Annotated in this window: 14 protein-coding genes; 7 read left to right on the plus strand and 7 right to left on the minus strand. The window is 71.8% G+C overall.

Going from position 1 to position 12,606, the window contains the following annotated elements; all coding sequences use genetic code 11:
* Positions 1-162 precede the first annotated feature (162 nt).
* Genes egtA through egtD form a run of 4 tightly spaced genes read left to right on the plus strand, consistent with a single transcriptional unit; the run spans position 163 to position 4,428 of the window.
* Positions 163-1,416 (plus strand): ergothioneine biosynthesis glutamate--cysteine ligase EgtA, encoded by a 1,254-nt coding sequence (gene egtA / locus OG522_RS05170; RefSeq protein WP_329461727.1) that lies wholly within the window; start codon positions 163-165, stop codon positions 1,414-1,416.
* Positions 1,413-2,714 carry an ergothioneine biosynthesis protein EgtB gene (gene egtB / locus OG522_RS05175; RefSeq protein WP_329461728.1) on the plus strand — a complete coding sequence of 434 codons (1,302 nt, stop codon included), beginning with the start codon at positions 1,413-1,415 and terminating at the stop codon, positions 2,712-2,714. The genes egtA and egtB overlap by 4 nt, the downstream gene beginning before the upstream one ends.
* Positions 2,714-3,466 (plus strand): ergothioneine biosynthesis protein EgtC, encoded by a 753-nt coding sequence (gene egtC, locus OG522_RS05180; RefSeq protein WP_329461729.1) that lies wholly within the window; start codon positions 2,714-2,716, stop codon positions 3,464-3,466. The genes egtB and egtC overlap by 1 nt, the downstream gene beginning before the upstream one ends.
* Positions 3,466-4,428 (plus strand): L-histidine N(alpha)-methyltransferase, encoded by a 963-nt coding sequence (gene egtD / locus OG522_RS05185; protein ID WP_329461730.1) that lies wholly within the window; start codon positions 3,466-3,468, stop codon positions 4,426-4,428. The genes egtC and egtD overlap by 1 nt, the downstream gene beginning before the upstream one ends.
* Positions 4,429-4,489: 61 nt before the next feature.
* Here the strand turns inward: egtD and OG522_RS05190 are convergent, their stop codons facing one another.
* Entirely contained in the window at positions 4,490-4,936 is a 447-nt protein-coding gene (locus OG522_RS05190; protein WP_329461731.1) for a nitroreductase family deazaflavin-dependent oxidoreductase, read from the minus strand.
* Positions 4,937-5,176: 240 nt separating this feature from the next.
* On the opposite strand from OG522_RS05190, the gene OG522_RS05195 reads away from it, so the two are divergent.
* Both OG522_RS05195 and OG522_RS05200 read left to right on the plus strand, forming a co-directional pair.
* Entirely contained in the window at positions 5,177-5,656 is a 480-nt protein-coding gene (locus OG522_RS05195; protein WP_329461732.1) for a DUF2243 domain-containing protein, read from the plus strand.
* Positions 5,656-6,516 carry a cytochrome c oxidase assembly protein gene (locus OG522_RS05200; RefSeq protein ID WP_329461733.1) on the plus strand — a complete coding sequence of 287 codons (861 nt, stop codon included), beginning with the start codon at positions 5,656-5,658 and terminating at the stop codon, positions 6,514-6,516. Before OG522_RS05195 ends, OG522_RS05200 begins: the two co-directional genes overlap by 1 nt.
* Here OG522_RS05200 and OG522_RS05205 read toward each other — a convergent pair.
* From OG522_RS05205 to OG522_RS05230, 6 genes are all read right to left on the minus strand, one after another.
* Complete coding sequence (locus OG522_RS05205; protein ID WP_329461734.1) at positions 6,496-7,857, minus strand: NAD(P)/FAD-dependent oxidoreductase; 1,362 nt, start codon at positions 7,855-7,857, stop codon at positions 6,496-6,498. The two genes, OG522_RS05200 and OG522_RS05205, sit on opposite strands and share 21 nt — an antisense overlap.
* 220 nt (positions 7,858-8,077) lie before the next feature.
* Positions 8,078-8,569 carry a peptidylprolyl isomerase gene (locus OG522_RS05210; protein WP_329461735.1) on the minus strand — a complete coding sequence of 164 codons (492 nt, stop codon included), beginning with the start codon at positions 8,567-8,569 and terminating at the stop codon, positions 8,078-8,080.
* Positions 8,570-8,645: 76 nt separating this feature from the next.
* On the minus strand, positions 8,646-9,899 hold the full coding sequence (locus OG522_RS05215) for an extracellular solute-binding protein (protein WP_329461736.1): 1,254 nt from the start codon (positions 9,897-9,899) through the stop codon (positions 8,646-8,648).
* Between the two features lie 262 nt (positions 9,900-10,161).
* Positions 10,162-10,380, minus strand: coding sequence for a dodecin (locus OG522_RS05220; protein WP_329461737.1), 219 nt, complete (start codon positions 10,378-10,380; stop codon positions 10,162-10,164).
* A 224-nt stretch (positions 10,381-10,604) separates the two neighbouring features.
* Positions 10,605-10,802 (minus strand): antitoxin, encoded by a 198-nt coding sequence (locus OG522_RS05225; protein WP_329461738.1) that lies wholly within the window; start codon positions 10,800-10,802, stop codon positions 10,605-10,607.
* 111 nt (positions 10,803-10,913) lie between these two features.
* Positions 10,914-11,402: a phosphatase domain-containing protein gene (locus OG522_RS05230; RefSeq protein WP_329461739.1), complete on the minus strand. Its 489-nt coding sequence runs from the start codon at positions 11,400-11,402 to the stop codon at positions 10,914-10,916.
* Between the two features lie 136 nt (positions 11,403-11,538).
* Here OG522_RS05230 and OG522_RS05235 point away from each other — a divergent pair, with 136 nt between their 5' ends.
* Entirely contained in the window at positions 11,539-12,597 is a 1,059-nt protein-coding gene (locus tag OG522_RS05235; protein ID WP_329461740.1) for an MsnO8 family LLM class oxidoreductase, read from the plus strand.
* Positions 12,598-12,606 lie beyond the last annotated feature (9 nt).

Genomic DNA, 12,606 nt, shown 5'->3' on the forward strand with positions numbered 1-12,606 from the left:
CGATCCCGCCGAGTCGTGCACTCGTGACGGGCATCGTGGCGGTCCGCCGAAGACCCTGCAATCGAATACTCGTCCGGATGGGCACTCTTGTGCGATGCGACGAAAATGACTTAGGTGGTACGGCATGTGCATTTCGAGCCCCGGGAAGGCGGGCAAGGAACCATGACCGCACGCGAGTTGACCGAAGCAGAGGCCGGTGACCTGCTTCGATGTATTTGTTTCAAGACGGGTCCGCCACGCGCCGTCGGCGTGGAGCTGGAATGGCTCGTCCACGACCTGAACGATCCCCGGCTCCTCGTCCCGCACGAGAGCCTGCAAGCCGCCTACGCAGCATTGCGGACCCTGCCACTGCGGTCGGCGCTCACCGTCGAACCCGGTGGCCAGCTTGAGCTCAGCTCGCTGCCCGCCGCATCGCTCATGGAGTGCATTTCCACCACCGGAGCCGATCTGGCGGCCGTCCGCGCCGCTCTGGAGCCACGCGGCCTGACCCTCGTCGGTCTCGGCCAGGATCCCTGGCATCCCCCGCGGCGCATGCTGCACGAGGCCCGTTACGACGCCATGGAAGCCCATCTCGACCGTACGGGACCGGCCGGCCGCGCCATGATGTGCTCCACGGCCTCGGTCCAGGTCTGCATCGACGCCGGGTACGAGGAGCCCGGCCCGCTCGGCTTCGGGCGGCGCTGGCTGATGGCCCACCTGCTGGGCGCCGTACTGGTCGCCGCGTTCGCCAACTCCCCGGTCAGTACAGGGCGGTTGACCGGATGGCGGTCGACGCGGCAGGCCAACTGGAGCGACCTCGACCCGGTGTGCGCACTGGCCCCGCCACTCGACGCGCCGCCGCGCGACGCCTGGGCGAACCACGTCCTGGACGCGCCCGTGATGTGCCTACGTACCGAGGCGGGGCCGTGGTCGGCGCCGCCGGAGCTCACCTTCCGGCGGTGGCTGCGCACCGGGGCACCGCGCCCGCCCACCCGCGCCGACCTGGACTACCACCTGACCACCCTGTTCCCGCCGGTGCGGCCACGCGGTCATCTGGAGCTGCGGATGATCGACGCCCAGCCGGGCGCCGACGGATGGACCGTTCCGCTCGCCGTCACCAGCGCGCTCTTCGACGATCCGGAGGCGGCCGAGGCGGCCTACCGAGCCGTCAAACCCCTCGCGGAGCGCACCGGTTCACTGGCCGCGCCCCGCAACCCGCTCTGGCGGACGGCGGCTCGCGACGGACTCGCCGACCCGGAGCTGCGGGAGGTCGCCACCGTGTGCTTCGCGGCGGCGCTCGACGCGCTCCCCCGCCTCGGCGCCACCCGGGAACTCCAGGACCGGGTCGCCGCCTTCACCGACCGCTACGTCGTACGGGGCCGATGTCCGGCCGACGACACCTCCCCACCCGTCCCAGCGAAGGACGTCACTCCATGACCGACCCGGAGCTGCTCAGGGAACGCGCCCTGACCGCACTCACCGCCGCGCGTGCCCGCACCGGCGCGCTCACCACCAGCGTCGATGACCGTGAACTGACCGCCCAGCACTCACCGTTGATGTCACCCCTGGTGTGGGACCTGGCGCACATCGGCAACCAGGAAGAGCAGTGGCTGCTGCGCGCGGTCGCCGGACAGGACGCGATCCGGCCCGAGATCGACTCGCTGTACGACGCCTTCGAGCATCCGCGTGCCACGCGTCCCAGCCTGCCGCTGCTCGCCCCCGCGGAGGCCCGCCGGTACGCCGCCGATGTACGGGGCCGGGCGCTCGACGTCCTGGAGCGCACCCCGCTGCGCGGCGGACCGCTCACCGATGGCGGATTCGCCTTCGGCATGATCGCCCAGCATGAACAGCAGCACGACGAGACGATGCTGATCACCCATCAGCTGCGTGGCGGCCCCGCAGCCCTCACCGCGCCCGAGCCGCCGACCGGAACGACCGAGGGGCTGCCCGCCGAAGTCCTGGTACCCGGCGGCCCGTTCAGCATGGGCACGTCCGCCGAGCCGTGGGCGCTCGACAACGAGCGTCCCGCGCACCACCGCGTCGTGTCCGCCTTCCACCTCGACACCACCCCGGTGACATGCGGCGCCTACCTCCGCTTCATCGAAGACGGCGGCTACGGCGACGCCCGCTGGTGGGAGCCCGCCGGGTGGGACATGGTCCGCGAACACGGCCTGTCCGCACCGCTGTTCTGGCGGCGCGAGGGCGGCCAGTGGCTGCGCAGGCGGTTCGGTGTGACCGAGCCGGTGCCGAACGACGAGCCCGTCCTGCACGTCAGCTGGTACGAGGCCGACGCCTATGCCCGCTGGGCCGGGCGGCGGCTGCCGACCGAGGCGGAATGGGAGAAGGCGGCGCGCCACGATCCGGTCTCGGGCCGCTCGCGCCGCTACCCCTGGGGCGACGCCGACCCCACCGAGGCCCACGCCAACCTCGGCCAGCGCCATCTGCGTCCCGCGCCCGCCGGAGCGTACCCGGAGGGACAGTCCCCGCTGGGAATACGCCAGTTGATCGGCGACGTGTGGGAGTGGACGTCGAGCGACTTCCTGCCGTACCCCGGCTTCGTGGCCTTCCCCTACCGCGAATACTCCGAGGTCTTCTTCGGGCCGGGGCACAAGGTGCTGCGCGGCGGCGCCTTCTCGGTGGACGAGGTCGCCTGCCGGGGCACCTTCCGCAACTGGGACCTGCCGGTCCGGCGCCAGATCTTCGCGGGCTTCCGCACCGCCCGGGACGCTGCCTGATGTGCCGTCATATCGCCTATCTGGGCAGCGCGTTGCCGTTGGCGGACGTTCTCGTGCGGCCCGCCCACGGGCTGTACCGGCAGTCGTGGGAGCCGCGCCGTCAGCGGTACGGCACGGTGAACGCCGACGGCTTCGGTGTCGGCTGGTACGCGCAGGACGATCCGGTGCCCGCCCGCTACCGTCGCGCGGCACCCGTCTGGGGCGACCTGAACTTCGCGGACCTGGCCAGGGTGGTGCGCAGTGACGCGCTGCTCGCGGCGGTCCGGGACGCCACCGAAGCGGGCGCGGACGGCGAGGCGGCGGCAGCACCCTTCGCCGCCGGGCCCTGGCTGTTCAGCCACAACGGCGCCGTACGGGGCTGGCCGGACAGCGCTGCGGGGCTCGCCGCCACGCTGCCCGCCGAAGCGCTGCTGCGCCTGGCGGCCCGCTGCGACGCCGCGTTCATCTGGGCGCTGGTGCTGAACCGCCTGACCGGCGGCGATCCGGCGGGCCAGGCGATGGCCGACACGGTGACCGAGCTGGCCGCCGCGGCGCCCGGCTCGCGGCTGAACCTGCTGCTCACCGACGGCGCCACGATCACCGCTACCGCCTGGGGCGACAGCCTCTGGTACCTGCACACGCCCGGCCACTCGGCCGCCGTCGCCTCCGAACCGTACGACGACGACCCTCGTTGGTGCGAGGTCCCCGACCGCACCCTGCTCGTCGCCGACCGGACCGACGTCCTGCTCACCCCCCTCAAGGAGCCCCAGTAGTGCGCCCGTTCCAGCTGACCCGCACCCTGCCCGAGGACGCCACCGGGGCCGCGCTGCGCGCCGATGTGCTGCGCGGTCTGTCCAGTACGCCCAAGACGCTGCCGCCCAAGTGGTTCTACGACGCGCGCGGCAGCGAGCTGTTCGAGGAGATCACCCGGCTGCCCGAGTACTACCCGACCCGGGCCGAGCGCGAGATCCTCACCGACCGGGCCGCCGAGATAGCCGCCGCGACCGGCGCCCACACCCTGGTCGAGCTGGGCTCCGGCTCCTCGGAGAAGACCCGGCTCCTGTTGGACGCGCTGCCCGCGCCGCTCACCTACATCCCGGTGGACGTGAGCGAGAGCGCGCTGGCCGGGGCGGCCGAGGGGCTGCTCACCGACCACCCCGGTCTGTCGGTCCACGCGCTGATCGCGGACTTCACCCACGGCCTCGAACTGCCCGACGCACCCGGGCCGCGTTTGGTGGCGTTCCTCGGCGGCACGATCGGCAATCTGCTGCCCGACGAACGAGCCGAATTCCTCATCTCTGTACGGAAGTTGATGGAACCCGGCGACTCGCTGCTCATCGGCACCGACCTGGTGAAGGAGGAATCCGTCCTGGTACGGGCGTACGACGACGCGAGCGGGGTGACGGCCGCCTTCAACAAGAACGTGCTGAGCGTCATCGACCGTGAGCTCGGCGCGGACTTCGACCCGGACGACTTCGCCCATGTGGCGTTGTGGAACCGCGAGGAGGAGTGGATCGAGATGCGGCTGCGGGCCCGCCGCGCGGTGACCGTGAAGATCCCCGAGCTCGATCTGGTGGTCGCCTTCGCCGAGGGCGAGGAGTTGCGCACCGAGGTGTCGGCGAAATTCCGCGAGGACGGCGTGCGGGCGGAGCTGACGGCCGCGGGCTTCGTGCCGTCGCGCTGGTGGACGGATGCCGCCGGACGGTTCGCACTCTCGCTGGCGACCGCGGGCTGAGCGCCGGAAGCACCGGTGCGGGGCCCGCGGCGCGAGCGCCGCGGGCCTCGCAGTCGGCCGCTCAGTGGGCTTGGGGCGCCGGCTCCAGGACGAAGACGGGGATCTCGCGGTCCGTCTTGCGCTGGTAGTCCGCGTAGTCGGGGTACGCCGCGACGGCGCGCTCCCACCACTGCGCCTTCTCCTCACCCGTGACCTCACGAGCCGTCATGTCCTGGCGCACCGTGCCGTCCTGGAGCTCCACCCGGGGGTCGGCGACGACGTTGTGGTACCAGACGGGGTTCTTCGGCGCGCCGCCCTGGGAGGCGACCACGGCGTACGCGCCGTCGTGCTCGACGCGCATCAGGGGTGTCTTGCGCAGCTTGCCGCTCTTGGCGCCCCGCGTCGTCAGCAGGATCACGGGCATGTCGCGCATCGTCATCCCCTCCTTGCCGCCGGACTTCTCGATGAGATCGACCTGCTCGCGCACCCACTGGGTCGGGCTCGGCTCGTACTCGCCCTCGAGAGGCATGGATGGGTCCCTTCGTCGGTGAACGTTCGGGCCGGTCCGGCTTTGACCGACACACGGACAACGCCGGTGGCTCCGTCCATCTTCCCCTCGGCGACGCCCGCACTCCCCGAACGACGCCGCCGGGCCACGGCAGGAAGGCCGGATCGGGACGCTTGCCCGCGCTTGCCGCGGGCAGCTGGACCCGTGTCGTGTTCCGCGCCGGACGACCTCCCGCAGACTCCTACCGAGGACGTGCCTTCGATGGTGACTCCCTCCGCTTCCCGGGCCGCTCCCCAGCCGTCGCAGGGCCGGGCGCTGCGTGCCCGCTCGGCCTGGTCGGGGGTGCTCATCGGCGTGGGCGTCGCCGCCTTCGTCGACGAGACCGTCTTCCACCAGCTGCTGCACTGGCACCACTTCTACGATCGTTCCACGCCGGACATCGGCCTGGTGTCCGACGGCCTCTTCCACGCCTTCGGCTGGTTCGCCGTCGTCATCGGTCTGGTCATGGTGGCCGATCTGCGGCGCCGGGCCGCCCTGGTGGGACGCGCCCTGGCGGGCGGCATCCTGACCGGCGCCGGTGCGTTCCAGCTGTACGACGGCACGGTCCAGCACAAGCTGATGAAGCTGCACCAGATCAGGTACCACGTCGATCTCACCCCGTACGACCTGACGTGGAACATCCTCGCCGTGCTGTTCATCGCGGCCGGAGTGCTGCTGCTGCGTGCGGCCAACCGCCGCTGATGACAGCGGAGCTGACGGTATTTCAGGCGGCTGCCCACGTCCACGGTGGCGCCCAGCCGGGCGGCGCCGCGCTCCTCGCCGCCGGAGGCGCGTTGAGCTGCGGGGCGGTGTATCTCCTCGCCTCGGCCCGGCTCCGCCGCCGCGGGGACCGCTGGCCGCTCCTGCGGGACCTCTCCTTCGGTGCGGGGGCAGTGGCTCTGGTGACGGCGGCCCTCGCCTCCATGCCGGGCGCTCCGTTCACGGCCCACATGGTCCAGCACCTGGTCACCGGCATGGCGGCGCCGCTGCTGCTCGTCCTGGCCCGCCCGGTCACACTCGCCCTGAGATCGCTGCCGCCGGGCCCCCGGCGCCCCCTGCTGGCCGTGGTGCGCTCGCGCCCGGCCGGGTTGCTCGTGCTCCCGCCGGTGGCCGCGCTGCTCGACGCGGGCGGGCTGTGGCTGCTGTACCGCACGCCGCTGTTCGCGATCGCGCACGAGCGGCCCTGGCTCGCGGCGCTGGTCCATGTCCATGTGTTCGCGGCCGGGCTGCTGTTCTCGGCCGCGGTCTGCGCACTGGATCCGCTGCGCCGCCGCCACGGCCCGGCACTGCGGGGTGCCGCCCTGGTCGCGGCGGGCGGCGCGCACGCGGTCCTCGCGAGGACCCTGTACGCGACCGGCCCGCCCGGCACCCGCTTCGCCGCCGCCGATCTCGCGGGCGCCGCCGAGTGGATGTACTACGGCGGCGACCTCGTCGAGATCGCCCTGGCGGTGGCCGTCGCGGCCCAGTGGTACGCGGCCGCGGGGCGGCGCCTCGCGCGCGAGGCCCGCCGGGCACCACCCGGGCCCGGCGGGCCGCCCGCGTCAGCCTCCTACGGTCAGTGACGCCGTGTGGGCACGGACCTGCTCCGGGGTCAGATAGGCATCCGTGTGCTCGAACTCCCGCAAGGTGCCTGGCTTTTGGGCCTGGAACCCGGTGCGGACGAAGTCGTCGCCGGCGACCGCGTTGAGCAACCAGTTGGTGAGCACCCGGGTCTTGGCGACATTGGTGCGCAGCGCCGACCAGTGGTAGCCGCGGGCCACGGCCTGGGCGAGCAGTCCGCGCAGTTCGATGCCGAGGGGTTTGGAGACCGCGTCGCGGCCGCCGAGGTCGACGACGAGACCCAGGTCCTTGTGCTCGTAGGGCCGCAGCGGCTGGTGGCGCAGCGCGGCCACGATGTTGTCGGCGGCCTTCGGGCCCTGGCGCATGGCGTGCTGGGCGGTGGGCGGGCAGAAGGCGCCGTCGCCCTTGGCGAGGTCGGGGACGGCCGCGGCGTCGCCGAGGGCGAACACGCCGTCGAGGCCGGGCACGGTCATCTCGGGAGTCACCAGGAGCCGGCCGCGCTCGGTCTCCGCGTCGAGCGTGCCGACCAGCGGACTGGCGGCGACGCCGGCCGTCCAGATCAGGGTGCGGCAGGGCAGCACCCGGCCGTCGGTGAAGGTCACCTTGTCCGCCCCGGCCTCGGCGATCGACACCCCGAGCGACACCTCGATGCCGCGCTTCTGCAGGATCTCCATGGCGGCTTTGCCGAGCTTGTCGCCGAGTTCGGGCATGAGCTTGGGGGCGATGTCGATCAGGTGCCACTTGATCTGCCGCGGATCCAGGCGCGGGTACCTCTTGACCGCGTTCTGGGTGATCCGCTGGAGGCACGCCGCCGTCTCGGTGCCCGCGTAGCCGCCGCCCACGACCACGAACCGCAGCCGGGAGGCCCGCTCCTCCTCGTCGCTGCTGGCGTCGGCCAGGTCGAGTTGGGCGATGACGTGGTCACGGATGTACGCGGCCTCCGCGAGGGTCTTCATGCCGCGGGCGTGGTCGAGCAGCCCCGGGATGTCGAAGGTGCGGGTCACGCTGCCGGGCGCCAGGACGATGTAGTCGTACGGCTGGTCGAGTGTCTCTCCGGTGATCTTGCGTACGACGCAGACCTTCGCCTTGGGGTCCACGCCGATGGCGCCGCCGGGGATGATCCGGGTGCGGTGCTTGGCGCTGCGCCGCAGCGAGACGGCCACCGACTGCGGTGTGAGCACCCCGGCCGCGACCTGCGGCAGCAGGGGCAGATACAGCTGGTAGGAGAACGGGGTGACCAGGGAGATCTCCGCCTCTCCCGGTGTCAGCCGGCGCTCCAGGCGTCGTACGCATTCGACCCCTGCGAATCCGGCGCCTACGACGAGAATCCTCGGTCGTGCCACGGTGTGCGTCCTTTCCCTGGGACCTGGGACCTGAGAACGGTGGGTCTGAGAACTGGGCCGTCCACTGCTCGGGTGCCCCTGACCGGCGTCCGTCAACACCCCCATAGTGATCAACGCGGCGCGCGCGCACCACCGAACGCCCCGACCGGTGACCCGAAACGGCGCTGCCCTCCCCGGGAGGTCCGGGGAGGGCAGCGCCGTCGGTGCAGGTGGGCGGGCGTCAGGCGACGGTGCCGCTCGCGCTGATGACGACGACGGCGCTCGGGCTGCCGCTGCGGCTGCCGAGCCCCTCGATCTGCTTCACGAGGTCCTGGCCCTCGACTACCTCGCCGAAGACGACGTGCTTGCCGTCCAGCCACGGGGTGACGACGGTCGTCACGAAGAACTGGGAGCCGTTGGTGTCCGGGCCGCGGTTGGCCATCGACAGCAGGAACGGCCTGTCGTGCTTGAGGGAGAAGTTCTCGTCGGCGAAGGTCGCGCCGAAGATGCTCTTGCCGCCGGTGCCGTTGCCGTGGGTGAAGTCGCCGCCCTGGAGCATGAACTCGGGGATGACACGGTGGAAGGACGAACCGGCGTAGCCGTAGCCGTTCTGGCCGGTGGCGAGCTCGCGGAAGTTGCGCGCCGTCTCGGGGACGACGTCGTCGAAGAGCCGGAAGACGATGCGGCCGGCGTCCTTGCCGTCGATGGTGATGTCGAAGTAAACGTTTTGCATGGGCCCCATCCTGACATCAGCCGCCCCGTGACCCAATCCCGGCACTCCCGTGGCGGTGCGAAACCCCCTGTGCTCGTCACGGGAACAGCAGCGAGGTGATCCGGTCGGAGGCGGCCTTGGCGGCCGTCTTCGGGTCCGCGCCGTTGAGCACGGCCGTCATGTAGGGCTTGATGGGGTTGTCGGCCTCGACGGCCGCCCACTGCGGCGAGTTGGGCGTGGCCTGCCCCTGCGCCGCGCCCCTGGCCATCGCGGCGGTGCCCGCCTGGCCTTCGACGGCGGGTGCGAGGGAGGCCTTGTTGGGTACGTAGTTCATCGTCGTGGCCAGGTCGGTCTGCCACTTCTCGCCGGTCAGCGCGGCGATGACCTGGACGGCTTGGGTACGGTGCGCGGTCTTGCGCGGGATGATCAGGTCCGAGCCGCCGGTGAAGACGGTGCCCGGCTTGGCGTCGGTCCGGCCCGGGATCGGGAAGTAGCCCAGCTTGTCGGCGAGCTTCGGGTTGGCCTTCTGGATTGCCTTGGCCGCGCCCGGCACCGCGATCATCTGCGCGATCTGCCCCTTGGCGAAGACGTCGGCCTGCGGCGGGGTCGCCTCGTCGGCGTTCTTGGGGCCCCGGCCGAGCGCCTGGAGCTGCTTGTAGAACTGCATGCCGCGCAGCGCGGCGGGGCTGTCGAGCGTCCCCTTCCAGTCACCGGTGTCCTCCTGGGCGAGCTCCCCGCCCTCGTCCCAGACGAAGCCGGCCAGCGTGTACCAGTCCTGACCGGCCAGGTAAATGCCTTGACTGGCGCCCGAGTTGAGCTTGGCCGTGTCGGCGAGCCACTCCGCGCGGTTCCTGGGCGGCTTGGTGATGCCGGCCGCACCGAAGAGGTCCTTGTTGTAGATGACGACGCGGTTCGCCGCGTACCACGGGATCCCGTACTGCATGCCGTCGACGTTGCCCGGCTGGGCGAGGCCGGGCAGCCAGTCGTTGCTGCCCCAGTCGCGCAGCGACTCCAGGGTCATGTCGAGCAGGCCACCGCTGGCCGCGTACTGGGGCACCTGGGTGTTGCCCACCTCGATGACGTCCGGGGCGTCGCCGCCCCGGAGCGCGGCAGTGATCTTCTGGCCGATTCCGGTCCACTCCTGGACGCGGACATCGAGCTCGACGCCGCTGTGCTCCTTCTCGAAGGAGCGCTTGAAGCGCTGTACGAAGTCGTCGGACGCGCTGTCCTTCATCAGCCACACGGTGACCTTGGTGGCGCCCTCACCGAATCCCGGCAGCGCGCCGCAGCCGCTGAGGCCGCAGACCGAGACGAGCGCGACGGAGCAGGCGAGGGTGCGGCGGATCTTCACGAGAGGTCACCTTCTGCGTATGTGGCAAGCAGTCATGACCCGACGTGGGGGGCAAGCGCGATGTGGCTTGTTCGGGTGTGGCTCGTGAGTTTGGTATGGACCAAAGGGGCGGTCAAGTCCCGAGCGGGAGGAACCTTTCGAGCCACCGGCCTGACGGCGGCGTCAGACCTCGTGAGCTGGTCGGACCTCCGTTGTCCTCGGACCTTCCGTTGTCCTCGGACCCCGTGTCGTCAGACCTCCGGGCCGTCAGCTCTCGGCGCCGTCAGACCTCCGTGTCGTCCTCCAGGCGGAATCCGACCTTCAGGCCGACCTGGAAGTGCTGGATCGCGCCGTTCTCGACGTGGCCGCGGATCTGCGTGACCTCGAACCAGTCGACTTGGCGGATCGTCTGCGTGGCGCGGCCGATCCCGTTCCGGATGGCCTGGTCCACGCCTTCGCTGGAGCTGCCGACGATCTCGGTGACTCGGTAGATGTGATCCATGCGGGGGCTCTCCTCAGCTCGCGTTGGCTCGCGTTCTTTCACCGTGCCCTGTCGTCCGGGGTCGAACCGGCACCCGGACCCAGCCGTCCGGCGGGCGGACGGATGTGGGCCGCGGGCGGGTGGCCGCCCCACGCTCCCGGCGCGGGTGGCCGCCCCGCTCGCCGCCCGGAGCGCCCCTGGGGGCGTGTCCGGCGAGCGGCCCGAGGGCCGCCGAGCGGTCCGCGCTACATCGGCGGCTGATCGTCGCGGCGCGGCTGATCCGACCCCAGCTGCTCCTTGAGCCGGTCCTGAGCGGTGTCGACCTGGCCGCTGTACTTGCCCTGGGTCTTCCCGTCGACGTAGTCGCCGGCCTTGTCGATTCCCTGACCGGTCTGCTCCGGGTGCCCCTTGAACATCTGCTTCAGCTTGTCCATGACGGACATCGTGGACCTCCTTGCCGAGATTTCCGGACCCCCTCAGCATCGCCGCTCAACCCCGGCCCTGCATCTGCGACGGGTGGTGCGCGGGCGCCGGCACCGTCGTACGCCCCTGCCTCAGGTGCGGCCCTCGCGCTCCTGCGCGTCTTTCAGCGCCGCGGAGGCGCCGGTCCACCGGGCCCGTACGACGCGGAAACCGGCCTGTTCCGCCGCGTCGCACACGAGCTCGTCGTCGTCCACCAGCATGCGGACCTCGCGGCCGCCGCCCAGCCTGCGCAGGATCTCCAGCTTGGTCACCCGGGCCGGCCGCCGGTCGTCGTTGCGGCGCATGTGGACCCGGCCGGACGGAAGCCCGTGCGTGGCGAGCCAGTCCACGGTGTCCGCGCGGCACCGCTCGGGCCGCCCCGTGAGATAGACGATCTCGCATTCCCGCGCGGCGTCCAGGCACAGCTCCACGCCCTCGGTGAGCGGCGGGTCGGCCGGGGCAGCGCCGAAGAAGGCGTCCCAGTCGCGCGGCTTGCGCTCCAGGAGGTACTGGCGGTGGGCGCTGTCCGCGAGGGTGCCGTCCAGGTCGAATACGGCCAGGGGCCTGCTCTTGTCGATCACCCCGTCAGAGTAGGGGGGTCTCTGCTCGGGGGGTCCGGCCCGGGGTCGCCCCGCCCGCGCCCGCACCCGCACCCGCACCCGCACCCGCACCCGCACCCGCCGGGAATCCTGGCGCGGCCAAGGCGTTGAACCCTGTGTGAGCTCAGTGATCGCGACGACCCGATTCTCCGTCCTCGACCGCTCGCGCATCCGTGCCGGGCACAGCGGACCGCAGGCGCTGCGGGACACCGTGGCGCTCGCCCGCGAGGCCGAACGGCTCGGCTACCACCGCTTCTGGGTCTCCGAGCACCACGCCGTGCCCGGAGTCGCCGGTTCCGCGCCCACCGTCCTGGCCGCGGCGGTGGCGGCGGCCACCACCGGCATCCGCGTCGGCACCGGCGGTGTGATGCTGCCCAACCATCAACCACTGGTCGTGGCCGAGCAGTTCGGGGTGCTCGAATCGCTGTTTCCCGGCCGCATCGACATGGGGCTCGGCCGGTCGGTGGGGTTCACCGACGCGATACGCACGGCGCTGGGACGCGACAAGAAGGACGCCGACGATTTCGCGGCCCAACTCGCCGAACTGCTCGGCTACTTCGACGCGACCCGGACTGCCCACCCACGCGTCCACGCCCGCCCAGCCGAAGGCCTGACCGTCCCCGCCTTCCTGCTGGCCACCGGGAAGGGGGCCCAGCTCGCCGCCGAGGCCGGGCTCCCCCTGGTCATCGCGAACGTGCGCGGCGAGGACGCGATGCTGCGCGCCATCGACGACTACCGCGCCGCCTTCCGCCCCTCCGCCCAGTCGGAGTGTCCCTACGTCGTGGTCTCCGGAGCGGTCGCCGTCGCGGACACCACCGACGCCGCCCGCGAAATCCTGCTTCCGGAGGCCTGGTCGACGGCGTACTCGCGTACCCGCGGCGAGTTCCCGCCGCTCTCCCCGGCCGCCGAGATCCGCCCGGCGGCGATGACCGGGCGCGAACGGACCCTGTTCGAGGAGGCCCTGCGCGGCCAGGTGCACGGCACCGAGGAAGAGGTGGCCGACGCCCTGGACAAGCTCCTCGCGCGCAGCGGCGCCGATGAGTTCCTCGTCACCACGAGCACCTACGACCGGGCGGCTCTGCTGGACTCCTACCGGCGGCTCGCCGGGATCGCGGGTCTGACCGACCGCCCCGAGACCGCTGTGGCTGGGAGATCGGCAGCCGAGACACGATCGTAGAATTCCGGT

The sequence above is a fragment of the Streptomyces sp. NBC_01431 genome (genome assembly GCF_036231355.1).
In the GTDB taxonomy this organism is placed as follows: Bacteria; Actinomycetota; Actinomycetes; order Streptomycetales; family Streptomycetaceae; genus Streptomyces.

Bases quoted from the DNA above. Each gene is read 5' to 3' on its own strand.
- egtA (WP_329461727.1), top strand. From the start codon at position 163: ATGACCGCACGCGAGTTGACCGAAGCAGAGGCCGGTGACCTGCTTCGA.
- egtB (WP_329461728.1), top strand. From the start codon at position 1,413: ATGACCGACCCGGAGCTGCTCAGGGAACGCGCCCTGACCGCACTCACC.
- egtC (WP_329461729.1), top strand. From the start codon at position 2,714: ATGTGCCGTCATATCGCCTATCTGGGCAGCGCGTTGCCGTTGGCGGAC.
- OG522_RS05190 (WP_329461731.1), bottom strand. From the start codon at position 4,936: ATGCCTCTCGAGGGCGAGTACGAGCCGAGCCCGACCCAGTGGGTGCGC.
- OG522_RS05195 (WP_329461732.1), top strand. From the start codon at position 5,177: ATGGTGACTCCCTCCGCTTCCCGGGCCGCTCCCCAGCCGTCGCAGGGC.
- OG522_RS05200 (WP_329461733.1), top strand. From the start codon at position 5,656: ATGACAGCGGAGCTGACGGTATTTCAGGCGGCTGCCCACGTCCACGGT.
- OG522_RS05210 (WP_329461735.1), bottom strand. From the start codon at position 8,569: ATGCAAAACGTTTACTTCGACATCACCATCGACGGCAAGGACGCCGGC.
- OG522_RS05220 (WP_329461737.1), bottom strand. From the start codon at position 10,380: ATGGATCACATCTACCGAGTCACCGAGATCGTCGGCAGCTCCAGCGAA.
- OG522_RS05225 (WP_329461738.1), bottom strand. From the start codon at position 10,802: ATGTCCGTCATGGACAAGCTGAAGCAGATGTTCAAGGGGCACCCGGAG.